The sequence below is a fragment of the Vibrio taketomensis genome (genome assembly GCF_009938165.1).
Lineage (GTDB): Bacteria > Pseudomonadota > Gammaproteobacteria > Enterobacterales > Vibrionaceae > Vibrio > Vibrio taketomensis.
In genome coordinates this window covers 180,501-204,601 of sequence record NZ_AP019649.1, presented here as the reverse complement: position 1 = coordinate 204,601, position 24,101 = coordinate 180,501, and the positions used below count along the sequence as shown (strand labels likewise).

Here is a 24,101-nt window from a genome sequence, read left to right as displayed (position 1 = left end):
TCTCTTATTGGATAGGTTAAAAGTATTAGATACCGTCGCCATACATCATTTGCTGCGACTTACCATTAAACTGCTGATCCATATCCAGCGATGGTTTGTCAGATTGTGGGCGGCCCACAATTTTTGCCGGAACACCAGCCACTGTGGTGTGTGGTGGTACTTCATGCAATACCACTGAACAAGACGCAATTTTTGCCCCTTCACCGACTTCAATATTGCCAAGAATCTTCGCACCAGCGCCAATCATTACGCCTTCACGAATTTTCGGATGACGATCACCACACTCTTTACCGGTACCACCTAGAGTTACATCCTGCAAAATTGACACATCATTTTCGACGACTGCCGTCTCACCAATGACGATGCCCGTCGCATGGTCAAGCATGATGCCATGACCAATTTTTGCTGCTGGGTGAATATCAACCTGACAAGCTACCGAAATCTGGTTTTGCAAATAAGTCGCCAGAGCAACCCTACCCTGCTTCCACAACCAGTTAGCAACGCGATACCCTTGCAAAGCGTGGTAACCTTTAAGGTACAACAGCGGAATGGAATACATCGCCACTGCTGGGTCGCGATTCACCGTAGCACAAATATCACAAGCTGCCGCCTCAGTGATCGTTGGATCAGCGGCAAACGCTTCTTCAACCACTTCACGCACCGCCATTGCAGGCATCGAGGCCGTGTTCAGCTTATTAGCTAAAATATAACTTAATGCTGCACACAAGCTTTCATGCTTGATGATGGTTGCATGATAAAAACTGGCAAGCATTGGCTCTTGCTCAGATTGCTCTCTTGCTTCTTGAACAATCGTCTGCCAGATCTGTTTTTTCTCGCAACATTTCATAGTGATAGAACCTTTCTAAACAACTTCCCATTACCGCTTGGTGCTACAACTCCACTCTTTCTCCTCATGGATGAGCCGAGTTGGGTACACCAAGCCGAACCGGGATATCTTCCTTATTCTACGCTTCCGCTTTCTTATCGCGTGCAAGTAGGTCTTTTGCCGCCTCTCGCGCGTCTTTATTTTGATAAAGCACTTGGTAAATTTGGTCAACGATTGGCATTTCTACACCCATACGTTGTGCCAGCATCCACACTTCTTTGGTATTGCGGTAACCCTCAACCACTTGACCAATTTCTTGCTGTGCCGTGTCCACATCTTTACCTTGACCTAGAGCCAAACCAAAACGACGGTTACGTGATTGGTTATCTGTACAGGTTAGTACAAGGTCACCTAAGCCGGCCATACCCATAAACGTTTCTGTTTGCGCACCCAGCGCAGCGCCTAAGCGGCACATTTCCGCTAAGCCACGAGTAATCAATGCAGTACGTGCATTGGCGCCAAAGCCAATACCGTCTGACATACCCGCGCCAATTGCAATCACGTTTTTCACTGCGCCGCCCAATTGCATACCAATAAAATCACTGTTGGCATACACGCGGAAGGTTTTGCTGCAATGGATCTTTTCTTGTAAATCGGCAACAAACTGAGCATCTGGAGACGCTACTGAAATTGCGGTTGGCATACCCATCGCTAACTCTTTCGCAAACGTAGGGCCAGAAAGCACTGCCAGTGAATAATCTTCACCAATAATGTCGTGCGCAACTTCTTTCAGCAAACGACCCGTTTCAGGCTCTAACCCTTTGGTAGCCCAACAAATACGGGAGTTGTTCAGCAAGTAAGGTTTTACACTATTCAAAACGATACCAAATACATGGCTTGGCACTACCACCAATAGATCACGGCTCGCTTGCACTGCTTTTTGCAGATCGGTCTCAACAATCAATGACTCAGGGAAATCGATACCAGGCAAAAATTCCTGGTTAGCTCGATCAGCTTCCAACTTCGCCATATGCTCAGGCTCATGCCCCCAAATCACCACATTGGCGCCATTACGCGCCAGAGAGATAGCCAGTGAGGTGCCATAGGAGCCTGCGCCTAATACCGTCATTGAAATCTCTTTGCCGTAGGCATTATTGATGTTTGAATTTGTCATTATTCCGCCTGTTCAACATTTATCGAGTTGTTATACCGCAGCTCATTGTTACGAAGAAGCTGAGGTATAACCACTTATTCTCAATTGCATTGAGAGTACTTCAGTTAAGCTTAAAACAAAAATGCACAACGCATACGATACTTCGATGCCTTGTGCATTACTACAATATATATAACGCTATGAAAAGGCGTTAATTATGCTTCCGCTTGGCTTTCGCCTTGCTGTGCTTGCTGTTGAAGGTAGTTCATAAACAACGCATCAAAGTTCACTGGCGCAAGGTTAAGTTGTGGGAATGTACCTTTCATTACAAGGCTTGAAATAGTTTCACGCGCGTAAGGGAAAAGAACGTTAGGGCAGAATGCGCCTAGGCAGTGTGCTAGTTGACCTGGTTCCATGTTCTCAGCAGTGAAAATACCACCTTGTTGAACTTCACATAGGAACGCCGTTTCTTCTGCATTTGTCACTGTCGTAGTTAGACGTAGTACAACTTCGTAAACACCTTGGCCTAGTTCACGGCTTTGAGTATCTAGATCCAGTTTAACTTCTGGTTTCCACTCTTTTTGGAACATTTCAGGTGAGTTAGGCGCTTCAAAAGACACATCTTTTAGGAAGATACGTTGAATTACAAAGTTTTGCGCTTCTTGTTGCGGTGCTGCTTCAGCCATCGTTAAATCCTTTATTTCAAATTAGATAATATGCTTGAGACTAACCAAGAGAGAGCGAGAGCACTAGTCGAAACGTGGATTTCGTGTCACTGTTCACATCTCTCTTTCTATAACGTCGAATATTTATCCAACGTTACTTGTCTTAACTATTCTTACCGCGACGTTATTTCTTGCCACGTACTAGCGGTAGGTTTGCTTCACTCCAAGAAACTAGGCCGTTTTTAAGAACGAACACTTTTTCAAAACCTGCTTTTGTCAGCAAGTTCGCGCTTTCTTGAGCGGTTTGACCAGTTTTGCATACCACAATGATTGGGTCAGCTTTGCGGTTTTCAATACTACCGAAGTTACCAGCTTTGATATCTGAAGGTAAAATGTGAAGTGCTTCTGTAATATGACCTTTCTTAAACTCATCTTTTGAACGAATGTCGATTACCACGCCGTTTTCACGGTTAATTTTTTGCGTGACTTCACCCGTTGAAATTTCTTTGTAAGCCGCAGTCGATGTTTTAACGATGTTCATGATAAGTGCGATCACTAGACCGACCCATACCAATGACATGATCATATTCTCTTGGAAAAACGCGATGTACTCTTGCATATCCTGTGCTCTTGTATAGATAAGGGGGCAAGATAATCTGCCCCAGTTTTAATAAATCAGTGTGGGAGTATAACGGGCTTGTTTGATCTAAGCGAGCCTAGAACCACAAGAATCGGAGATCCCCACCACGCTTTGCGCGATTAGTATCGCCCTGCGATTAAGCAATTGGAAACGGGAATGCCGTGACTTGATCGATATGATCGCAATCCAGCGCCAACATGATCAAACGGTCAATCCCCAAAGCCACGCCCGCGCACTCAGGTAGGCCCGCTTTGAGCGCTTCAATTAAGTGGTAGTCAATTGGCTGAGCCGTTAAACCCATTTCAATACGCTTAGCATTATCTTGCTCAAAACGCGCCAATTGTTCACTTGGGTTATCCAGCTCGTGAAAACCATTCGCTAATTCGATACCTTTAAAATAGACCTCAAAGCGATCGGCAACACGTGGATCGTTCGGATTAATCTTAGCCAGAGCCGCTTGGCTGGCAGGAAAGTCATACACAAAAGCAGGCACCAGCTGACCAATCTTAGCCTCAACACCAATACTAAAGAGCAGTTGCAGTAAAGTGTCGCGATCTTCTTCGGGCTCAGCAATATCACTCAAACCTAATTTGGCGGCAGCTTTCTTAAGCTCAAGCATCGACGCTTCTAGCGGACATACATTGAGCACTTTAATAAAAGCCTGCTGGTAGGTCATGCGCTCGGCTTGCCCACCTTTTAATACCAGTTGCAGTAAATCATCCATTTCATCCATCAATTTATGATGATCAAAACCAACGCGATACCACTCTAACATAGTGAATTCAGGGTTGTGGTAACGGCCGTTCTCTTCATTACGAAAGGCTTTGTTAATTTGGTAGATACAACCACTGCCCGCCGCCAGTAAGCGCTTCATATGAAATTCTGGGCTCGTCATTAGATACAATTTACTACCGTCGGCATAACCCGGACCAATAAAGTCCGTTTGGAAAGTATGAAGATGGAAGTCCGTCACCGTCGCATGGCTCATTGCTGGTGTATCCACCTCCAATACATTGCGCTGTGCGAAAAACTGTCGAATTTGACCAAGAATCATTGCGCGCTTGCGCAGCAACTCCATTGACGCGGTTGGCTGCCAACTCATTTTTATTACCTTTTTATCTTTCCAATCGGAGGACGGCGACATTATCACTTTTTTACTTAGACGCAAGTGCTAGCTAGAAGCACGTCACTAACGTACTGATAAATCAAATTTATCACAATAGAACACAGTTGCTACATGACATTAACATACTGATATCTATAAATATTCGCCGCTGAAAGCAATGCCGTGATTAGCCTCACATATCACAACATTTTTATGCTCTCAGATGCAATACCGAAGCAAAAACTCGCCCAAATCAATTTTTAGCACAGCGCGCTCTCTTACACTGATATCAACACTTTTGAGCCATGTGTAGCACGTTCTTATCAAGCTAGAAAGTAACTACCTGCACAGACTCTCTTAACTATAACGAGCGGTTTACCGCACTTACACACTGGAGGATAACTGTGCAAACTATCATCACAGATATCGCAGTCATCGGCGCTGGCGGCGCTGGTCTTCGTACTGCTATTGCAGCGGCAGAAGCAAACCCTGACTTGGAAGTCGCACTGATCTCTAAAGTTTATCCAATGCGATCGCACACCGTCGCTGCAGAGGGTGGCTCAGCAGCAGTTATCAAGGAAGAAGATAGCCTAGATAACCACTTCAACGACACTGTTGGTGGTGGCGACTGGCTATGTGAACAGGATGTAGTTGAATACTTCGTGGCAAACTCAACCCGTGAAATGATCCAAATGGAGCAATGGGGTTGTCCATGGAGCCGTAAGGAGAATGGTGAAGTCAACGTTCGTCGCTTTGGCGGTATGAAAGTTGAACGCACATGGTTCGCAGCCGATAAAACTGGCTTCCACATGCTTCACACTCTATTCCAAACTTCAATCAAATACTCAAACATCAAGCGTTTTGATGAGTACTTCGTGGTTGATCTATTGGTTGATGAAGGTGAAGTGCAAGGCCTAGTAGCAATTCACATGGCAGAAGGTGAACTAGTCACCATCAAAGCAAAATCTGTTGTTCTAGCAACCGGTGGCGCAGGTCGTGTTTACCACTGTAATACCAACGGCGGTATCGTAACTGGTGACGGTATGGCAATGGCTTACCGCCATGGCGTACCTCTACGTGACATGGAATTCGTTCAATACCACCCAACTGGTCTTCCTGGTACTGGTATCTTGATGACTGAAGGTTGTCGTGGTGAAGGCGGTATCATCGTCAACAAAAACGGTTACCGTTACCTACAAGACTACGGTATGGGCCCTGAAACACCAGTCGGCCAACCAAAGAACAAATACATGGAACTAGGTCCACGTGACAAAGTTTCACAAGCATTCTGGCATGAGCAGCAAAAAGGCAACACCATCAAGCACCCGCTAGGTGATGTCGTGCACCTTGATCTGCGCCACCTAGGTGAAGAATACCTTCACGAGCGTCTACCGTTTATCTGTGAGCTAGCAAAAGCTTACGTAAACGTTGACCCAGCAAAAGAGCCAATTCCAATTCGCCCAACTGTACACTACACCATGGGTGGTATCGAAACAGACAAACAATGTGAAACACGCATTAAAGGCCTGTTCGCCGTTGGTGAATGTGCGTCTGTTGGTCTGCACGGCGCAAACCGTCTAGGTTCTAACTCATTGGCTGAGTTCGTGGTATTTGGCCGTGTTGCAGGTGAAAATGCTGTAAAACGTGCGGCTGAATTCCAAGGCTGGAATGACGCATCGATTGCAGCGCAAGTAAAAGCAGTCGAAGCTCGTATTGAATCCTTGCTAAACCAAGAAGGCGACGAAAACTGGGCGCAAATCCGTACTGAAATGGGTCACACCATGGAAGCAGGTTGTGGTATCTACCGCCAAGAAGATCTGATGCAAGCAACGATCGATAAGATCACTGAACTTAAAGCTCGCTACAAAAACATCAGCATCAAAGACAAAGGCAAAGTGTTTAACACTGACCTTCTTTATGCAATCGAAGTGGGCTACGGCCTAGAAGTAGCGGAAGCGATGGTTCACTCTGCAATTCTACGTAAAGAATCTCGTGGTGCGCACCAACGTCTTGATGATGGTTGCACTGAGCGTGATGACGTTAACTTCCTAAAACATACTCTTGCTTTCTTCCAAGAAGATGCGGCACCAACGATCGACTACAGCGATGTAACCATCACTAAGTCACAGCCAAAAGCACGTCTATACGGTGAAGCGGCTGAGAAAGCAGCAGCAGAAGAAGCGGCAGCACAAAACGCAGCGCCAGCAGCAGAGAAGAACGTAGAGGAGCAAGCATAATGTCAGCTAACCGTATTCAAAAAGTCGACATCCTACGTTACGACCCAGAGCAGGATGCTGAACCGCATTTTCAAAACTTTGAAGTGCCATTTGATGAAACCATGTCAGTGCTAGACGCACTTGGCTATGTAAAAGACCATCTAGATAAAGACCTGTCTTACCGCTGGTCTTGCCGTATGGCGATTTGTGGTTCTTGCGGCATCATGGTGAATGGCGTGCCAAAACTGGCATGTAAGAGCTTCTTACGTGATTACCCAGATGGTTTGAAGATTGAGCCTTTGGCAAACTTCCCAATCGAGAAAGACTTGATTGTTGATATGACGCCATTCATTGAGCGCCTTGAAGCGATTAAACCTTACATCATTGGTAATGACCGTAAACCTGAAGACGGCACGAACCTACAAACACCAGAGCAAATGGCGAAATACAAGCAATTTGCTGGCTGTATCAACTGTGGTTTGTGTTACGCAGCGTGTCCGCAGTTTGGTCTAAACCCAGAGTTTATTGGTCCTGCTGCTCTAACGCTTGCGCACCGCTACAACCTAGATAGCCGTGACAATGGCAAACATGAGCGTATGGCTCTGATCAATGGTAAAAACGGCGCTTGGGGCTGTACTTTTGTCGGTTACTGTTCAGAAGTATGTCCGAAGCACGTAGACCCTGCATCAGCGGTAAACCAAGGCAAAGTAGAATCATCAATGGACTTTGTGATTGCAATGCTAAAGCCTGATGGCAAGCCAGTACCAAGTACTGAGGAGGCGTAAACATGAGTAACCGTAAACCTTATGTACGTGAAATGAAACGTACTTGGTGGCAAAGCAGCCCTTTCTACCGCTTCTACATGATGCGTGAAGCAACAGTATTACCGCTAATTCTATTCACTCTATTCCTTACTGTAGGTTTAGGTGCATTAGTAAAAGGCGCGGAAGCGTGGCAAGCATGGTTGGACTTTATGGCGAACCCTATCGTGATTGCGATTAACATCGTGGCACTAGCAGGTAGCCTACTGCACGCACAAACTTTCTTTAGCATGATGCCTCAAGTGGTGCCAATTCGTCTGAAAGGCAAACCAGTTGATAAGAAAGTTATCGTTCTTGCTCAATGGGCAGCAGTAGCGTTTATCTCGCTTGTTGTTCTATTCATCGTTTAAGGAGCCGAGTTATGAACCCAAATTACAAAGTTGATCGTGCTCCACGTCGCTCTGATGAGCCAATTTGGTGGGGTCTATTTGGTGCCGGTGGTACTTGGTTTGCAATGATCACACCAATCACCATTTTGGTTCTAGGCATTCTTGCTCCACTAGGTATTATTGATGCCGAAGCACTGAGCTATGAACGTGTTGCTGAGTTTGCAACCAGCATCATCGGTGCGCTATTTATTATCGCATCATTAGCGCTACCAATGTGGCATGCAATGCACCGTGTTCACCACGGTATGCACGATCTTAAATTCCACACTGGTGTGGTAGGCAAAGTGCTTTGCTACGCATTCGCTTTCCTAATCACAGCACTAGCCGTGGTATTCGTATTTATGATCTAAGCGAAAAGCTAACATCATAAGATAAAAAATCCCCCAAACTTTGGGGGATTTTTATTTGGCAAGCAAACTAGATTAGCCCTTGTTTCTTAGCCATCTGCTGGGCAATTTTAGGCGCATTCCACAATGATGGCAGAATAATAAACGAGGTCGGCACTGCGGTAATGACGATAAAGGATTGCAAGGCAGAGATGCCTCCATCGCCCATCGAAATCAGTACAATCGCCACTGTCCCCATAACCAGTCCCCAAAAGGTGCGAATCAACGCATTGGGTTGGCTATTACCTGTCATCACTACACTGATGGTGTAAGTCATCGAATCACCAGTAGTGACAATAAAAGTGGTGGTTAAGACTAAAAACAAAATCGAAATCAGCATTGGGAACGGCAGCTGCTTAGTGATGGCAAGGAGCGCGCCAGGCAAATTAAAACCTTCAAAACCTGCTTGAATACTGCCAGGGTTAGCCAGCTCAAACGCAAGTCCACTACCACCAACAATACTAAACCAAAAACAGGTGATCAGTGGCGCGGCAATGCTGATCGCCAGAATCAATTGACGAATAGTACGCCCACGTGAAATACGAGCGATAAATATCGCCATCATCGGTGCATAACCAATAAACCAGCCCCAAAAGAACACAGTCCACCAACTTAACCAGCCAGTATCACCTCGGTAAAGAGCCATAGGTACAAAGTTATCGACCATGCGCCCTACCCCTTGAATATAACCATCAATGATAAAGCTGGTTGGCCCCGAGATCAGAATAAACGCCACCAATGCCAAGGAGAGAATGATGTTGTAGCGGCTCACCAATTGAATACCTCGGCTCAAACCACTAAGCGCAGACAAGGTGTAGCAAACCATCGCAAGCACGACGACTAAGGTCTGGGTTGCAAAGCTGTCAGGTAAACCAAACAACGTATTGAGCGCATAACTGATCTGCAGGCCTAAAAAGCCAATCGGTCCAATAGTACCGGCAGCAACCGCAATAATGCTCAGCGCATCTACCACATTACCAAGCCAACCATCAATCACACGTTGGCCAAAGACAGGATAGAGCAGCGTGCGAGGTTTAAGAGGCAAACCTTTCTCATAGTGCAGATACATCAACACGATTGAAGACAAGCAACCTAAAATCGCCCAAGCAAGAAATCCCCAGTGCAAAAATGACTGAGACAAGGCATTGATTGCCATATCTCGAGCGCTACTTTCAGAGCCATAAAATGGCGGTGCAGAGACAAAGTGAGCAATTGGTTCAGCCGCTGCCCAAAATACGCCGCCACCAGCGAGCAAAGTACAAAGTACGATCGATAACCATTTAGCGGTCTCAATTTCAGGAGCAGCTAAGCCACCTAAACGCACGTAGCCGGTTTGTCCAAGTGCGATAAATAAACCGATGACAAAATTGGCGAGGAGTAAAATCTGCCAGTAGCCACCAAACCATTGGGTTGCATAGCTAAAACCGGTATTTACTAACGCTGTCAACAGCTCAGTGTCGATCAGAGCAAGCAATACAAACAGAGAAAGAAAGGTGCCACTTATCCATAGCACAGGGTTAGACAGCTCCAGTTGGGAGCGAATTGAAGGCTTACTATTATTAGTAAACGATGAAGATGAATACTCACCTTCACTAGTGCAGGATAGTTCTGCAGCCAGAGTGCCTTTAGACATTAGAGTCTCGCTTTTTTTGGCCCGTATGACGGGTTAGGCGTATTTCCCTCATAGCTCGTCCAGAGCATGAGAATGATCACAAAGGCAAGGCATCATACAGACACTTTTATCAAATTGCACACCAAGAACCGACACAAGGCACTATCTAAGCTATTAAATTATTTATAATTTACTACCTAACCCTAATATCCGGTCATTTTACTAATTCAAAAATTGTATAAAAATATCATATCGCTGGTGATTTTTAGCGACACATCCCCACTTAGAGTGGGTATAGCAGCACTCTTGATAAGGCAGATTAACGCTTAGTAAACAAATCAAAATGACCAATTTTAGGCATAAAAAAGCCCCGCCAAAATGGCAGGGCTGAATGTCAGTAAATTCGATTACAGAATAAAACGACTAAGATCTTCGTCTTCAACGAACTCACCTAAACGAGCTTTCACGTAAGCTGCATCAATCACTAACTTACTGCCCGGTTTATCTGTCGCTTCAAATGAAATCTCATCCATCAAGCGCTCCATCACCGTATGTAGACGACGAGCACCGATATTCTCTGTTGTTTCATTAACGGTCCAAGCTGCTTCTGCGATTTGCACGATACCATCTTCTGTGAACTCGACATCCACTTCTTCGGTTTTCATCAGCGCAATGTATTGCTCAGTCAGCGATGCTTTAGGCTCAGTCAAAATACGTTTGAAGTCATGGCTTGAAAGCGCCTCTAATTCAACGCGAATCGGCAGACGACCTTGCAGCTCAGGAATCAAATCTGATGGCTTCGCCACTTGGAAAGCACCCGAAGTGATAAACAGAATATGGTCTGTTTTCACCATGCCGTGCTTGGTTGAAACCGTACTGCCTTCAATCAATGGAAGAAGGTCACGTTGCACACCTTCACGTGATACGTCAGGGCCTGAGCTTTCACCACGCTTACAGATTTTGTCGATCTCATCGATAAATACGATACCGTTGTTTTCAACGTTGTAGATCGCTTGCTCTTTCAGTTCTTCTTGATTGACAAGCTTAGCCGCTTCTTCTTCAGTCACCGCTTTTAGCGCATCTTTAATTTTCAGCTTACGCTTCTTCTTGGTGTCACCAGCCAAATTCGAGAACATGCTTTGCAGCTGATTGGTCATCTCTTCCATGCCTGGAGGCGCCATGATCTCTACACCCATTTGCGGCGCAGCAACATCAATCTCGATATCTTTGTCGTCTAGTTGACCTTCACGTAACTTCTTACGGAAGATTTGGCGCGTATTTGAACTGGTTTCTTCCGCTTGCTGATTTTGTCCCCAAGCATCACGTGCTGGCGGTAGTAACGCATCAAGAATACGTTCTTCAGCTTGCTCTTCAGCGCGGAATTTTACTTTTTCCATCGCTTGTTGGTGAGTCATCTTGATTGCTACGTCGGTAAGATCGCGAATGATCGTTTCTACTTCCTTACCAACATAACCCACTTCGGTGAACTTAGTTGCTTCCACTTTGATAAACGGCGCATTTGCCAGTTTCGCTAGGCGACGCGCGATCTCGGTTTTACCCACACCAGTTGGACCAATCATCAGAATGTTCTTTGGTGTCACTTCAGCACGCAAACTTTCTTCAAGCTGCATACGACGCCAGCGGTTACGCAGTGCGATCGCAACCGAACGCTTTGCTTTGTCTTGGCCAATGATATGGCGATTTAATTCATGAACAATTTCACGAGGAGTCATTTCAGACATAATCCAAATTCCTTAAATTCTTCTACCAATATCTTTGGTTTTATTCCGCTTGTTCCGCTGGAATTTCTAGTTCTTCGATAGTGTGGTAATGGTTGGTGAACACACAAATATCACCCGCAATCGTCAATGCTTTTTCAGCGATTTCACGTGCATCCAATTCGGTATTTTCAAGCAGTGCCGTTGCTGCCGCTTGCGCAAAGTTGCCACCAGAGCCAATTGCGATCAGATCATGCTCAGGCTGCACCACATCACCGTTACCAGTGATGATTAAAGAAGCAGTTTCATCAGCAACGGCAAGTAGTGCTTCAAGCTTACGCAATGCACGATCGCTGCGCCAATCTTTCGCCAATTCCACCGCCGCTTTAGTCAGATGACCTTGGTGCATTTGCAATTTACTTTCAAAACGCTCAAACAGAGTGAAAGCATCGGCTGTACCACCAGCAAAACCGGCAAGGACTTTGCCGTTGTATAGACGGCGCACTTTACGCGCATTGCCTTTCATCACGGTATTGCCTAGGGATACTTGTCCATCACCCGCGATGACAACTTTGTTATTTCGACGTACAGATACGATGGTAGTCACGAGTAGGGCCTCTTGTTCTTAAAATTCGCTATTAGTGAATATATGCGGATAACAGGGGAAGAATTCAAGGGCTAAAGTTGAAGCTTACACTAAACGCCAAACGTCATTTGTTGCGATTACAAAGCACAACTGATGATAACCTTAAGCTAGTTATAGATTTTGATCACTTGCGACGTATACTCATTAATTCACTTGGTCAACCTAGAATAATTCAGCGACTTAAGTATAAAATTGATTAAATACACAGAACAACAATAAGGCACACCATGAACGTTCTCGTAACTGGCGGTTCTGGCTATATTGGTAGTCACACTTGTATTCAGCTTTTAGCTGCTGGCTTTAACCCAATCATTGTAGACAACCTCTGCAATAGCAAAAAAGCGGTACTAAAACGCATAAAGCAAGTATCTGGTTCTACACCTACATTCATTCAAGCGGATGTTCGCGATAAAGCAGCACTAGTTGCAGCGTTGTCTGAGCACAATATCGAAGCCGTTATTCACTTTGCTGGCCTAAAAGCGGTAGGTGAATCAGTAGAAAAACCTCTTGAATACTATGACAACAACGTCAACGGCACATTAGTATTGGTTGATGCAATGCGAGAAGCCGGAGTTAAACGTCTAATCTTTAGCTCTTCAGCGACAGTCTATGGCGATCCGGCTAGCGTGCCGATCACCGAAGAATTCCCAACCAGCGCGACTAACCCCTACGGACGTAGCAAATTGATGGTGGAAGAGTGCTTAACCGACTTTCAAAAAGCTAACTCAGATTGGAGCATCACTTTGCTGCGTTACTTTAACCCTGTTGGCTCACATCCATCAGGTGCGCTAGGTGAAGATCCACAAGGCATTCCAAATAACTTAATGCCTTTTGTTGCTCAAGTTGCTGTTGGACGCAGAGAGTTTGTCTCTGTTTTTGGTAATGATTATCCAACCAAAGACGGTACTGGTGTGCGAGATTACATCCATGTAATGGACTTAGCGGATGGTCACATTGCTGCACTACAAAAAGTAGGACCAAAACCCGGATTGCATATTTATAACTTAGGCACTGGCAACGGTCATAGCGTACTTGAAATGATCGCAGCATTTGAAAAGGCGGCCCACCGTCCAATCCCATTCAAGTTTATCGATCGTAGACCGGGTGATATTGCTGAGTGTTGGGCAGACCCAAGTAAAGCACAAACTGAGCTTGGTTGGCGTGCATCCCATACTCTTGATGCGATGGTTAATGATTCATGGCGCTGGCAATCAAACAATCCGCAAGGCTACAGCGACCAATAATTCTGCGTTATCGCAATAAAAAAGGCATACCTTATTGTATGCCTTTTTTCATGTTAGCTTTGCAAGCTATTGCGTTTCTTTCCAAATCGCACAAGGTTCGATTTTTGCCCTTTGCAACTTATGCTTATCACGTTCAGCATCACGTTTTAGTTTGTAAGGACCAAGTACCACCTTATACCAAGAGCTATTCTCTTTCTTACGGATCTGGCTGTTAATGCCTTGAAACGCAATCTCAAGCTTACGCGCTTGGGCTTGTTCCGAGGTTTTGTAAGCACCACATTGCATAATGTAAGGAATCTCGGAGATCACCTGCTCTTTCGCTTTCACTTTTACTTCACGATTTGGCAAGCTATCCACGTAATCCCATTTCTCTTCCGGTGGTGGTGGAATCACTTTTTCTGTTTTCGGTGACACTTTTTTACTAGTGTCAGTCACAACAGCTGCTGGCTCAGGATCTTGGCTTAACATATACAAACCAGTACCAAACCCGCCCAGTACTATTAATGCTAACAAACCACTGCGCCACGGTTTACGCTTAGGCGTCGGCTTTCTTTTTACCGGTTTCTTACTCGCACCGCGTTTTACGTAATCTCTATTCGCCACTGTTGTACTATCAACTCAATGAATTTTCACATCATATTAATGCAGAACAAGATCGGATAATAGCGTCTCACTCGACTCCTTACGGAACCACGTGCAAATTTTGACACAATTCCAATTTAACCCTGACTAATTGTTTAAAAAACACTCGAGGCAACAGTCTCTATAAACGAAGATTTAACCTAAAATAAACGGCGCTAAAAAGCGCCGTGTTCTGCATTAAATTGCTCGTGGAGGAGCTGCACTCTTACGCACGACTAAGCTGGTTTCTAATAATCTCGAGCCCGAGCTTACATCATGGCCACGCAATATCTCCAACATCATTAACATAGCCTGACGGCCAATTTCATATCTTGGCTGAGAAATGGTGGTTAACGGAGGATCGCAATACTGTGCAAACTGAATATCATCAAATCCCACCACAGAGAGATCTTGTGGCACCCGTAAACCTAAACGTTTTGCTTCTTGAATCGCACCAATTGCCATCGCATCGTTGTGACAGAAAATAGCCGTTGGCGGCTCTGGTAAGGTCAACAATTGACGTACAGCTTTGGCGCCATCTTCAAAAGAGAAATTACCGAAAATACTGTATGCCGGATTCATGGTGATGCCTGCACGACGCAGAGCTTGCATGTAACCTTGTTGACGGAACTGACATAATGCGGCTGCTTGTGGGCCCGATATTTGCGCAATACGCTTGTGGCCAAGCTGAGTTAAATAGTTAACCACTTCAAATGCAGAAGTTAAGTTATCAATATGCACCGTTGGCAATTCAAGCTCCGGAGCAAATTCACACGCCATGACCATCGGCGGTAAATTTTTTTGCTCAGGCTTACTCACATCGAAAGGTAAATCGGTACCCAACAGCAACATACCATCGGCTTGCTTAGTAAAAACTAAATTAACAAAAGAGTTCTCGCGCTTCTTTTGTTGTGCGCTGTCACCAAGTAATACAATGTATCCGTGTTCCATTGCAGCATCTTCGATACCACGAATGATCTCGGTGTAGTACGGATCACAGATATCTGGAACGATTGCGATAATGGTTTTCGACTCATTACGACGCAAGTTGCGCGCAAGTGAGTTTGGTGAGTAACCAGCTTCTAAAACTGCATCTTCAACACGCTTGCGCGTCGCCGAAGAAACCTTCTCAGGATTCATCAACGCCCTTGATACTGTCGCTGTTGAAACCCCTGCTAGCTGGGCAACATCCTTCATTGTCGCCATAAATGTAACCCTCTTCTATGTTTTCCCTTATCAGTAGCGTTTGCCACCCTGCCCAATAAACGGTCGATGAGCTTAAGCTCATTCTATTTTTTGCACGGTGCGGTACTTGCGAATAACGTTGCGACAGGTATACACCGAGATGCGTAATACTAGAACTACTAGTGTATTTATTTCACATCATAAAGTTACGGGATAATTAACAAAACCCGAGCCCTCATAGAGACATGCCTCACAAAATCAATTACTAGTTCCGCTTACGTAACATCGTAAATGGCTACTAGCTTAAATCTTGCGGCTCAATATCTAACGACCAACGCACTTTTTTACTATGTGGCAACAACTCAATAGCAGGTTTGGCACTTGTTAGTAACCGCTGCATTAATGGGCGCGTTTGCGTTTGCAATAACAGCTGCCAGCGATATTTGCCCGCCTTTTTCGCCAAAGGCGCCGGTGTAGGGCCAAGAACCTGGCAGGTTTCATCAAACAATGGATGTGCTTCCAATGTATAACGAACTTGGCGCATAAACTCTTCCACAACCTCGCCATTATTCGCTTCGGCACGAAATAAAGTGAGGAACGTATATGGGGGTAGCATCGCCCATTGCCTTTCCTGTAAGGCGGTCTGAGCAAAATGTCGATAACTATGATTTAACAGTGCTTGCAGCAATGAATGCTCAGGATGGTGCGTTTGCAGAACCACTTCACCGGGTTTACTCGCTCGTCCTGCACGCCCTGCAACTTGGATAAAGAGCTGAGCCAATCGCTCTGAGGCTCTAAAGTCACTGCTATACAGTGAACCGTCTACATCAAGCAGTGCGACTAAAGTGACATCGGGAAAATGATGGCCTTTCGCCAACATTTGAGTACCAATTAAAATTTGATACTCCCCTTTTTGAATCGCATTTAAAGCGCTTTCAAGGCTTCCTTTACGTCGTGTGCTGTCGCGGTCAATACGAATCGCGCGGTATTCAGGAAAGAGCTGCTGAAGCTGCTTCTCTAACTGCTCCGTCCCTACCCCAACCGTCACTAAGTTCGTTGATCCACAACCTTGGCATTGATGAATAACCGGCTGCTGAGACCCACAGTGATGACACCGAATCTCATTGCTGTTTTGGTGGTAGGTATAGTAAGCATCACAACGTTTACACTCTGCAATCCAGCCACATTCATGACACATTAATGCCGGAGAGAACCCGCGGCGATTGAGAAACAGCATCACCTGATTACCCGCCCCCAGATGCTTACGCATTTCTGCAATTAGCGGGGCAGACAACCCACTCTCTAAATACAAGCCTTTAACATCCAAAACTCGATTTCGAGTTGGCTTAGCATTACCAGCCCGTTGGGAAAGTTCTAGATGATGATATTTACCGCTAAGCGCATTGTGCAATGTTTCCAGTGCAGGAGTCGCCGAGCCGAGAACAATCGGAATCTGCTCTTTGTTGGCTCGCATAACCGCAACATCACGGGCGTGATAGCGCAAACTGTCTTGCTGCTTATAAGAGCTATCATGTTCTTCATCGACAATGATAATTCCGAGATCAGCAAATGGTGTAAGCAGTGCTGAACGAGTACCTATCACGATACCTGCGGCTTTATCGCGCGCACTGAGCCAAGCATTGAGGCGTTCTGTTTCATTGAGACCTGAGTGCACCACTTCGACCGGTACATTAAAGCGTTGACGGAAACGGTTAATGGTTTGGGGCGTTAGACCAATTTCCGGCACTAAAACTAACGCTTGCTGTCCTCTTTCAAGCACCGGTTTGATCAGATTGAGGTAAACCTCGGTTTTCCCTGAACCAGTTACCCCTTCTAATAAATAACAACCAAATCCCTGCGCGCTATTAACGGTCGCAATCGCGACTGCCTGCTCTTGATTCAGCTTTGGCTTATCCGCCTCCACTTCCACCTCAGAACTCCAAGTTTTGATCTCAGGCTTTTTCTCTATCGACTGTACCCAGCCCTTTTCTTGCAGTGCTTTCAACACCGAGCCGGAAATCTCTTGCTCTAACAGTTGTTGATGACTAACCGCGCCATACTCTAAGGCACGCATTGCCCGTTCTTGCTGAACCGCTCGACCAAAGCCGACCATAAATTGGTTTTTGCCCGCTTCGGTTAATTGCCACTCAAGTAAAGTCGAAAAATCGGCAGGCTTTCCTTTTCTCAAGGCACTAGGCAACGCGTTGGCTAATGTGTCACCCAATGGATACTGATAGAACTGACTGCACCACTTAAGCAATTGAAATAGCGACTCAGACCAAACTGGCTCACTATCTAAGACCTGTTTAATTTCTTTAAGCTGGGAGTGTTTAAAGTCAGATTGAGTGGCTAGCTGAGTGACAATACCAATCAAGGTCTTTGGCCCGAATGGAACGGATACACGCCCACCAATCACCGGAAACAGGTGACTGGGAATGAGGTAATCAAATTGCTTATCGAGTGGAACAGGTAAAGCAACACGAGCAATGGTAGGACGCATAACGTGGTGAATCAGCGGTAATCAAAGACAGCAACCAGTCTAAAGCAAAATCTCAGATGATTCTATTCCATCACAGCTGAAGCATTGCTAGCAATGGTGAAAAAAGTAGCAATTTTTTCAGTAAATCTGTTGATCCTATTTGGACTATTCATTACTATACTGCGCCTTAGCATTATGGCTTGAAGATGTGTTCATCAAGCGGTATGCGAAATTTTTTATTAACTACGTGTGGTGTGCGGCTTCGAATCGTATAGCGACACGGCCTACTTGAGGTTATCCCATGAAAGCTGGTATCCACCCAGAATACAAAGCAGTAAACGCAACTTGTTCTTGCGGCAACTCTTTCGTTTTTAACTCTACTCTAGGTAAAGAAGCTATCCACCTAGACGTATGTGACAAGTGCCACCCATTCTACACTGGTAAGCAACGTATCGTTGATACAGGCGGCCGTGTTGATCGCTTCAACAAGCGTTTCGGTGCTCTATCAAGCGGCAAGAAGTAATTACTACTTTATACCGATTCTAAAAAAGGACGCACAGCGTCCTTTTTTATTGCCTCAATTTCCAGCGCCAGTCTTTATCTTTCAATAACCCATTGTTTTGCCAAAATGCGAGCTGGTAGACCTTCTTAATTATCGTTAAGCCTATAATAACTGATTAGATTTGATAGCAAATCAAACTTAAAAACAACGTTTTTAACAGTTACACAATAACGAGAAATTAATCCTATGTCAGACGCTCAATCAGTCGAACTCAGCGCAGAAGAACTCTTCCGTCAACAAGCCCTTGAATACCACGCATCCCCTATCGCAGGCAAAATTGAAATCGCCCTTACCAAGCCAGCAGAAAGCGCCAAAGATCTTGCTTTAGCTTATAGTCCTGGTGTGGCTGAGCCCGTTCGAGAAATTGCTCAAAACCCAGAGAATGTTTATAGGTACACCGCCAAAGGCAATATGGTCGCCGTGATATCAAATGGTACCGCCATTCTAGGTCTTGGTAACTTAGGACCATTGGCGTCTAAACCCGTGATGGAAGGTAAAGCCCTGCTATTTAAACGCTTTGCTGGATTAGATTCGATTGATATTGAAGTGAAACACCGCACCATTGAAGAGTTTGTCGACACGGTTGCCAATATTGCAGACACCTTTGGTGGCATCAACTTAGAAGACATCAAAGCGCCAGATTGCTTTGAAATTGAAAAGCAGCTAATCGAGCGTTGTGATGTGCCGGTTTTTCACGATGACCAACACGGCACCGCGATAGTCACCGCCGCCGGTATGCTTAATGCGATGGAGCTACAAGGCAAAAAACTAGAAGACGCAACTATTGTCTGCCTTGGTGCTGGTGCAGCCGCCGTTGCGTGTATGGAATTACTAATCAAATGCGGTGCGATGCGTGAAAAAATTTACATGTTGGATCGCAAGGGCGTAATTCACACTCGTCGTGACGATCTCAATGAATACAAAAAGTTATTTGCTAACAATACCGATAAACGCACTCTAGAAGATGTGATTGAGGGTGCCGATATCTTCCTTGGTGTGTCCGGGCCGAACCTACTTCCACAAGATGCGCTGAAATTAATGGCCGATAAGCCGATCGTATTTGCCTGTTCAAACCCAGATCCAGAAATTAAGCCCGAGCTGGCTCATCAAGTACGTGATGATTTAATTATGGGTACGGGCCGCAGTGACTATCCAAACCAAGTCAATAACGTACTTTGTTTCCCGTTTATTTTCCGCGGTGCACTGGATGTGCGTGCCAGTGAAATAAATGATGAAATGAAATTAGCCGCGGTAGAAGCAATTCGTCAACTAGCGAAATTGCCAGTACCAGCAGAAGTACTTGCGGCTGCAGGTGTGGATTCATTGGAATTTGGTCGTGATTACATTATTCCAAAACCGATGGATCCTAGACTGCTCGCGAATGTCGCCAAAGCCGTCGCGCAAGCTGCGGTAGACTCCGGTGTCGCTCGAATTGAAATGCCTGAAAATTATATGGCTTAGCTGTCGTTGCTATCGACTCTTTGAACGTTAATCATAAACACAAAAACCGCAGTTTTAACTGCGGTTTTTGTGTGCATCACTGGTTGGTGCTTATACCAGCCGACAACGTTTAGTCATCAAATGCTTCAAACTCGATGCCCATCGCCGTCATCAATTCTTTCGCTTCTGATGGAATGTCATCAGGGCGGTCTTTACGCAAATCTTCATCGGTCGGCAAAGGCTGTCCGGTGTAGGCATGCAAAAACGCTTCACATAGCAATTCACTATTAGTCGCATGGCGTAGGTTATTGATTTGGCGGCGCGTGCGCTCATCCGTCAATACCTTTAATACTTTCAATGGAATTGAAACGGTAATCTTTTTTACTTGTTCGCTCTTCTTTCCATGTTCAGCATATGGGCTAATGTAATCGCCATTCCAGTCTGCCATTGCGCACCTTCGTTATAGTTTGATCGGTAATTTGGTTAGGTGCTAATTTTAGCGGCTTTTAAGGCTGCAAGCAAAGACATATAGACGTCCAGATGTATTGACGGCTCACATTTAGACAAGTAAAGTAGCGTAAATGGATTGTGAATGCATTGTATCTACGCTCGCTCGTTGAGAAAACGCATTCTTACTGACAAATCACAATTTGTTCGAAAGGAAACACTTATGAGCACCCGCAAGCCTGCTACTATCGCGGTTCGTACCGGCATAGAGTCCGATACTCAACACAACGCCGTCGTTCCTCCTATTTATCTTTCAACCAATTATGGTTTCTCTGCTTTTGGTGATGTGCCAAAATACGATTACACGCGTTCAGGCAACCCTAATCGAGGCTTGCTGGAAAAAACACTCTACCAATTAGAATCAGGCCAAGGCGCGGTAATCACCAACTGCGGAACCTCTGCTCTTAATCTGTTAGCCACCAGCTTATTAGGCCCCAATGACCTCATCATCGCACCACATGACTGCTATGGTGGCAGCTACCGTCTTTTTAACACTCGCGCTCAAAAAGGTGACTTTAAGGTCTTATTTGTCGATCAGTCTGATCCGCAAGCACTCAGTCACGCATTAGCTCAAAAGCCTAAATTAGTCCTAGTTGAAACACCATCAAATCCACTGGTGCGTGTCGTGGATATCGAACAAATTTGTCAGCAGGCACATGCGGTTGATGCCTTAGTCGCGGTCGACAATACCTTTCTAACTCCAGTGTACCAAAAGCCTCTTGAACTCGGCGCGGATATTGTCATTCACTCGACGACCAAATTCATTAACGGCCACTCCGATGTGATTGGCGGTGTCGTCATTACCAAAACCCATGAATTGGCGGAAGAACTCGCTTGGTGGGGTAATTGTATTGGCGCAACGGGCACGCCATTTGATAGCTACATGACACTGCGAGGTCTACGCACATTGTCTGCTCGTATGCGTGTCCACGAAGAGAGCGCAACGCATATTCTTGAGTTTCTCAAAAAACATGCATTGGTCGGTAATATTTATCACCCAAGTTTACCCACTCATCCAGGTCATCAAATTGCACTCAAACAACAAAGTGGCTTTGGCTCTATGCTCAGCTTTGAATTTGCAGGTAGTTTTGAACAACTCAAAACCTTTGTGAGTGGGCTACAATTGTTCTCCCTCGCAGAATCACTTGGTGGTGTTGAAAGCTTAATCTGTCATCCCGCATCGATGACACACCGCGCGATGGGCGAAGCCGCACTGGCAGAAGCTGGCGTTTCACAGCAATTATTACGTTTATCAGTTGGTCTTGAAGATGCAGACGATCTTATCGCTGATTTGGAACAAGCATTCGCATTGGCACTGGAGCAAAACTAAATGAGTATCGAAAGACAACTGCATAAATTTGGTGGTAGCAGTTTGGCGGATCCTGAATGCTATCGCCGTGTGGTGCAAATACTGAAACAATACTCTCAAGCGGAGGATTTGATCGTTGTTTCTGCTGCAGGCAAAACCACCAACCATTTGATTGAATTTATTGAAGGCTTATATAAAGACGGTCGCATCGCTCACGAAGCGCTACAAGACGTCAAAAAATTTCAAGTAAATCTGATTGAACAACTGCTAAGCGGCGACGAACAAACGGCGCTGATCGCCCAACTCAACGATGAGTTTAAGTTACTCGGAGAACTTTCAGCTCCGCTGACTGATGCGGAACAAGCTGCCGTACTTGGACATGGTGAAAGCTGGTCTGCACGTTTACTATCAACACTGCTGAACCAAAATAAACTCACATCTATCGCCCTCGATTCTCGCAACTTTTTACGTGCAGAAGCTGGAACTCAACCTGAAGTCGATCGCGGCACCTCTTATCCACTGCTAAATGCCATTCTTTCACAACATTCTCAACATCGAGTGGTGATCACAGGCTTTATGGCACAAAACCAACAGGGCCATACCGTACTGCTCGGTCGAAATGGTTCAGATTACTCCGCGACGGTGATTGGCGCATTAGCCCAAGTGAGTAAAGTGACTATTTGGAGCGACGTTGCCGGCGTCTATAGTGCCGATCCTCGTATTGTTGAAGATGCTTGCCTTCTGCCATTGCTGCGCCTTGATGAAGCGAGCGAATTGGCACGCTTAGCTGCTCCCGTGTTGCATAGCCGTACCCTACAACCTGTCGCGCAAAGTGCGATGGATTGCCATCTGCGTTGCAGCTACGAACCTGAAGCAGGTTCAACACGTATCGAACGCGTACTCGCCTCTGGGCGCGGCGCAAAAATTATATCTTCACTGGATGAAGTACTGTTGATAGAACTGTACGTTTCTTCTGGTCATGATTTTTCACGCTTGCGACAAGAAGCACTATCGAGTCTTAGCAGGGCTCAGTTAGAACCACTGGCGTACGAGGTTCAAGAAGATCAACATTGCTTGCGCTTAAGCTACACCCGAGAAATCGCCGGTGGCGCTTTGGCTTATTTGCAAGACAAAGGCTTTGAAGCCGAAATCAAACTTAAAGAGGGCTACTCTATGGTAGCTGCTGTTGGCGCAGGGGTAACAAGCAACCCTATTCACTCTTACGGTTTCTATCAGCAGCTTAAACATGCTCCGGTTGAATTTATCGCCGAGTCCACATCGGGCTTAAGCTTGGTTGCCATTTTGCGCACCTCTGCCACGACACCATTAGTGCAAGGCATTCACAAACAGCTATTTCAAGCACAAAAGCGTGTTGCCATCGCGCTATGCGGAAAAGGCAATATTGGCAGCGCATGGTTATCGTTATTTGCTGAGCAAAAGAGTGAACTAGAAAAACGCCGTGGCATGAATTTCGAGTTAGTCGCAATCATCGATAGCCAAACCTACTGGTTTGACGCAAATGGCATTAATGCCGCAAATGCGAATCAACAATTTGATAATGAAGCTATCAGCTATGAAAATGGCGAATGGATACCACGTCTTGGCTCAATTCAAGGCTACGATGAAGCTGTCGTGATTGATGTTACCGCCAGCCAAGAATTAGCACTTCAATATCAAGAAATTGCAACCCAAGGCGTACACCTTATTTCTGCCAATAAAGTCGCAGGATCTGCCTCAAGCGCCTTCTACTACCAAGTGCAGGATGCCTTTGCCAAAATCAACCGCCATTGGCTTTACAATGCTACTGTTGGTGCAGGTTTACCGATCAATCACACGGTCAAAGATTTACGTGAGAGCGGCGATGAAGTCATTGCTATCTCTGGCATCTTTTCCGGCACACTTTCTTGGCTGTTTCAACAATATGACGGCAGTGTGCCATTTGCCGAGCTAGTCGATTTAGCTTGGCAACAAGGATTAACCGAGCCCGATCCTCGTCATGACTTGGATGGCTCAGATGTGATGCGAAAACTGGTGATTCTTGCGCGTGAATCTGGCTTAACGATTGAGCCAGAGGCTGTCAAAGTAGAAAGCCTAGTGCCAGAAGAGCTCGCTCAACTGCCTTTGGATGACTTTCTTGATAATGGCCATATTCTAAGTGAGTTACTCGCCGAGCGCTTACGCAAAGCACAGCGCGAAGATAAAGTACTGCGCTACGTTGCGCGATTGGAGAAAAATGGCAAGGCGACAGTAGGTGTAGAGGCGCTCACTCGTGAGCACGCCCTTGCGAACCTGCTGCCATGCGACAACATCTTTGCGATTGAGAGTAAATGGTACAAAGATAATCCATTAGTCATTCGAGGCCCTGGTGCAGGCAGAGAGGTCACGGCTGGAGCGATTCAGTCGGACCTGAATCTGCTCTCAAGTTTGATTTAGTGAAAGCGTTAGGCGTGCAGCGATAACGCTCACGCCTTCTGTTCATCAAACTAAACTGAATTAAATCGTTCTACGTGAAGATTACTCAACGTCAACTTGAATAAAATTCATAATCACATGATTGACTTTAAAACTTATTCATTA

Annotated in this window: 21 protein-coding genes; 9 read left to right on the top strand and 12 right to left on the bottom strand. The window is 45.5% G+C overall.

Annotated features, from left to right (window positions below):
* Window positions 1-25 precede the first annotated feature (25 nt).
* The 5 genes from cysE to epmA form a co-directional block, all read right to left on the bottom strand.
* The gene (cysE, locus tag Vt282_RS00965; protein WP_162047349.1) at window positions 26-847 is read right to left on the bottom strand and encodes a serine O-acetyltransferase; all 822 of its coding nucleotides are present in this window, start codon (window positions 845-847) and stop codon (window positions 26-28) included.
* A 118-nt stretch (window positions 848-965) separates the two neighbouring features.
* Window positions 966-2,000: an NAD(P)H-dependent glycerol-3-phosphate dehydrogenase gene (gene gpsA / locus Vt282_RS00960; RefSeq protein ID WP_162047350.1), complete on the bottom strand. Its 1,035-nt coding sequence runs from the start codon at window positions 1,998-2,000 to the stop codon at window positions 966-968.
* A 194-nt stretch (window positions 2,001-2,194) separates the two neighbouring features.
* On the bottom strand, window positions 2,195-2,665 hold the full coding sequence (gene secB, locus Vt282_RS00955) for a protein-export chaperone SecB (RefSeq protein WP_162047351.1): 471 nt from the start codon (window positions 2,663-2,665) through the stop codon (window positions 2,195-2,197).
* Window positions 2,666-2,828: 163 nt separating this feature from the next.
* Window positions 2,829-3,263 (bottom strand): rhodanese-like domain-containing protein, encoded by a 435-nt coding sequence (locus tag Vt282_RS00950; RefSeq protein WP_162062335.1) that lies wholly within the window; start codon window positions 3,261-3,263, stop codon window positions 2,829-2,831.
* 157 nt (window positions 3,264-3,420) lie between these two features.
* On the bottom strand, window positions 3,421-4,386 hold the full coding sequence (epmA, locus tag Vt282_RS00945; RefSeq protein WP_415663429.1) for an elongation factor P--(R)-beta-lysine ligase: 966 nt from the start codon (window positions 4,384-4,386) through the stop codon (window positions 3,421-3,423).
* A gap of 407 nt (window positions 4,387-4,793) precedes the next feature.
* Here epmA and frdA point away from each other — a divergent pair, with 407 nt between their 5' ends.
* Genes frdA through frdD form a run of 4 tightly spaced genes read left to right on the top strand, consistent with a single transcriptional unit; the run spans window position 4,794 to window position 8,165 of the window.
* Complete coding sequence (frdA, locus tag Vt282_RS00940) at window positions 4,794-6,626, top strand: fumarate reductase (quinol) flavoprotein subunit (protein ID WP_162062334.1); 1,833 nt, start codon at window positions 4,794-4,796, stop codon at window positions 6,624-6,626.
* Window positions 6,626-7,390 carry a succinate dehydrogenase/fumarate reductase iron-sulfur subunit gene (locus tag Vt282_RS00935; RefSeq protein WP_162047355.1) on the top strand — a complete coding sequence of 255 codons (765 nt, stop codon included), beginning with the start codon at window positions 6,626-6,628 and terminating at the stop codon, window positions 7,388-7,390. The genes frdA and Vt282_RS00935 overlap by 1 nt, the downstream gene beginning before the upstream one ends.
* A 2-nt stretch (window positions 7,391-7,392) precedes the next feature.
* Window positions 7,393-7,776, top strand: coding sequence for a fumarate reductase subunit FrdC (gene frdC / locus Vt282_RS00930; RefSeq protein ID WP_162062333.1), 384 nt, complete (start codon window positions 7,393-7,395; stop codon window positions 7,774-7,776).
* A gap of 11 nt (window positions 7,777-7,787) precedes the next feature.
* On the top strand, window positions 7,788-8,165 hold the full coding sequence (gene frdD / locus Vt282_RS00925) for a fumarate reductase subunit FrdD (protein WP_162062332.1): 378 nt from the start codon (window positions 7,788-7,790) through the stop codon (window positions 8,163-8,165).
* 67 nt (window positions 8,166-8,232) lie between these two features.
* Here the strand turns inward: frdD and Vt282_RS00920 are convergent, their stop codons facing one another.
* The 3 genes from Vt282_RS00920 to hslV all read right to left on the bottom strand — a co-directional run bounded on the left by Vt282_RS00920 (window position 8,233) and on the right by hslV (window position 12,138).
* Complete coding sequence (locus Vt282_RS00920) at window positions 8,233-9,834, bottom strand: BCCT family transporter (protein WP_162062331.1); 1,602 nt, start codon at window positions 9,832-9,834, stop codon at window positions 8,233-8,235.
* A 386-nt stretch (window positions 9,835-10,220) separates the two neighbouring features.
* On the bottom strand, window positions 10,221-11,555 hold the full coding sequence (gene hslU / locus Vt282_RS00915; RefSeq protein WP_162047359.1) for an HslU--HslV peptidase ATPase subunit: 1,335 nt from the start codon (window positions 11,553-11,555) through the stop codon (window positions 10,221-10,223).
* Window positions 11,556-11,595: 40 nt separating this feature from the next.
* Window positions 11,596-12,138, bottom strand: coding sequence for an ATP-dependent protease subunit HslV (gene hslV / locus Vt282_RS00910; protein ID WP_162047360.1), 543 nt, complete (start codon window positions 12,136-12,138; stop codon window positions 11,596-11,598).
* A 266-nt stretch (window positions 12,139-12,404) separates the two neighbouring features.
* Here hslV and galE point away from each other — a divergent pair, with 266 nt between their 5' ends.
* On the top strand, window positions 12,405-13,421 hold the full coding sequence (gene galE, locus Vt282_RS00905; protein WP_162062330.1) for a UDP-glucose 4-epimerase GalE: 1,017 nt from the start codon (window positions 12,405-12,407) through the stop codon (window positions 13,419-13,421).
* 66 nt (window positions 13,422-13,487) lie between these two features.
* Here galE and Vt282_RS00900 read toward each other — a convergent pair whose 3' ends face one another.
* The 3 genes from Vt282_RS00900 to priA form a co-directional block, all read right to left on the bottom strand.
* Window positions 13,488-14,024 (bottom strand): SPOR domain-containing protein, encoded by a 537-nt coding sequence (locus Vt282_RS00900; protein ID WP_162047362.1) that lies wholly within the window; start codon window positions 14,022-14,024, stop codon window positions 13,488-13,490.
* 216 nt (window positions 14,025-14,240) lie between these two features.
* Window positions 14,241-15,248, bottom strand: a complete 1,008-nt coding sequence (gene cytR, locus Vt282_RS00895; RefSeq protein WP_162047363.1) for a DNA-binding transcriptional regulator CytR — start codon at window positions 15,246-15,248, stop codon at window positions 14,241-14,243.
* Between the two features lie 277 nt (window positions 15,249-15,525).
* On the bottom strand, window positions 15,526-17,727 hold the full coding sequence (gene priA / locus Vt282_RS00890) for a primosomal protein N' (protein WP_162062329.1): 2,202 nt from the start codon (window positions 17,725-17,727) through the stop codon (window positions 15,526-15,528).
* A gap of 280 nt (window positions 17,728-18,007) precedes the next feature.
* Between priA and rpmE the strand changes: the two genes are divergently transcribed.
* Both rpmE and Vt282_RS00880 read left to right on the top strand, forming a co-directional pair.
* A complete protein-coding gene (gene rpmE / locus Vt282_RS00885; protein ID WP_162047365.1) occupies window positions 18,008-18,229 on the top strand; it encodes a 50S ribosomal protein L31 in 222 nt (73 codons plus the stop codon).
* Between the two features lie 225 nt (window positions 18,230-18,454).
* Entirely contained in the window at window positions 18,455-19,729 is a 1,275-nt protein-coding gene (locus Vt282_RS00880; protein ID WP_162062328.1) for a malic enzyme-like NAD(P)-binding protein, read from the top strand.
* 109 nt (window positions 19,730-19,838) lie between these two features.
* On the opposite strand, the gene metJ is transcribed toward Vt282_RS00880, so the two are convergent.
* Window positions 19,839-20,156 carry a met regulon transcriptional regulator MetJ gene (metJ, locus tag Vt282_RS00875; protein WP_162047367.1) on the bottom strand — a complete coding sequence of 106 codons (318 nt, stop codon included), beginning with the start codon at window positions 20,154-20,156 and terminating at the stop codon, window positions 19,839-19,841.
* A gap of 222 nt (window positions 20,157-20,378) precedes the next feature.
* Here metJ and Vt282_RS00870 point away from each other — a divergent pair, with 222 nt between their 5' ends.
* Both Vt282_RS00870 and Vt282_RS00865 read left to right on the top strand, forming a co-directional pair.
* A complete protein-coding gene (locus Vt282_RS00870) occupies window positions 20,379-21,545 on the top strand; it encodes an O-succinylhomoserine (thiol)-lyase (protein ID WP_162062327.1) in 1,167 nt (388 codons plus the stop codon).
* On the top strand, window positions 21,546-23,957 hold the full coding sequence (locus tag Vt282_RS00865) for a bifunctional aspartate kinase/homoserine dehydrogenase II (RefSeq protein ID WP_162062326.1): 2,412 nt from the start codon (window positions 21,546-21,548) through the stop codon (window positions 23,955-23,957). It begins immediately after the preceding gene.
* Window positions 23,958-24,101: the final 144 nt, after the last annotated feature.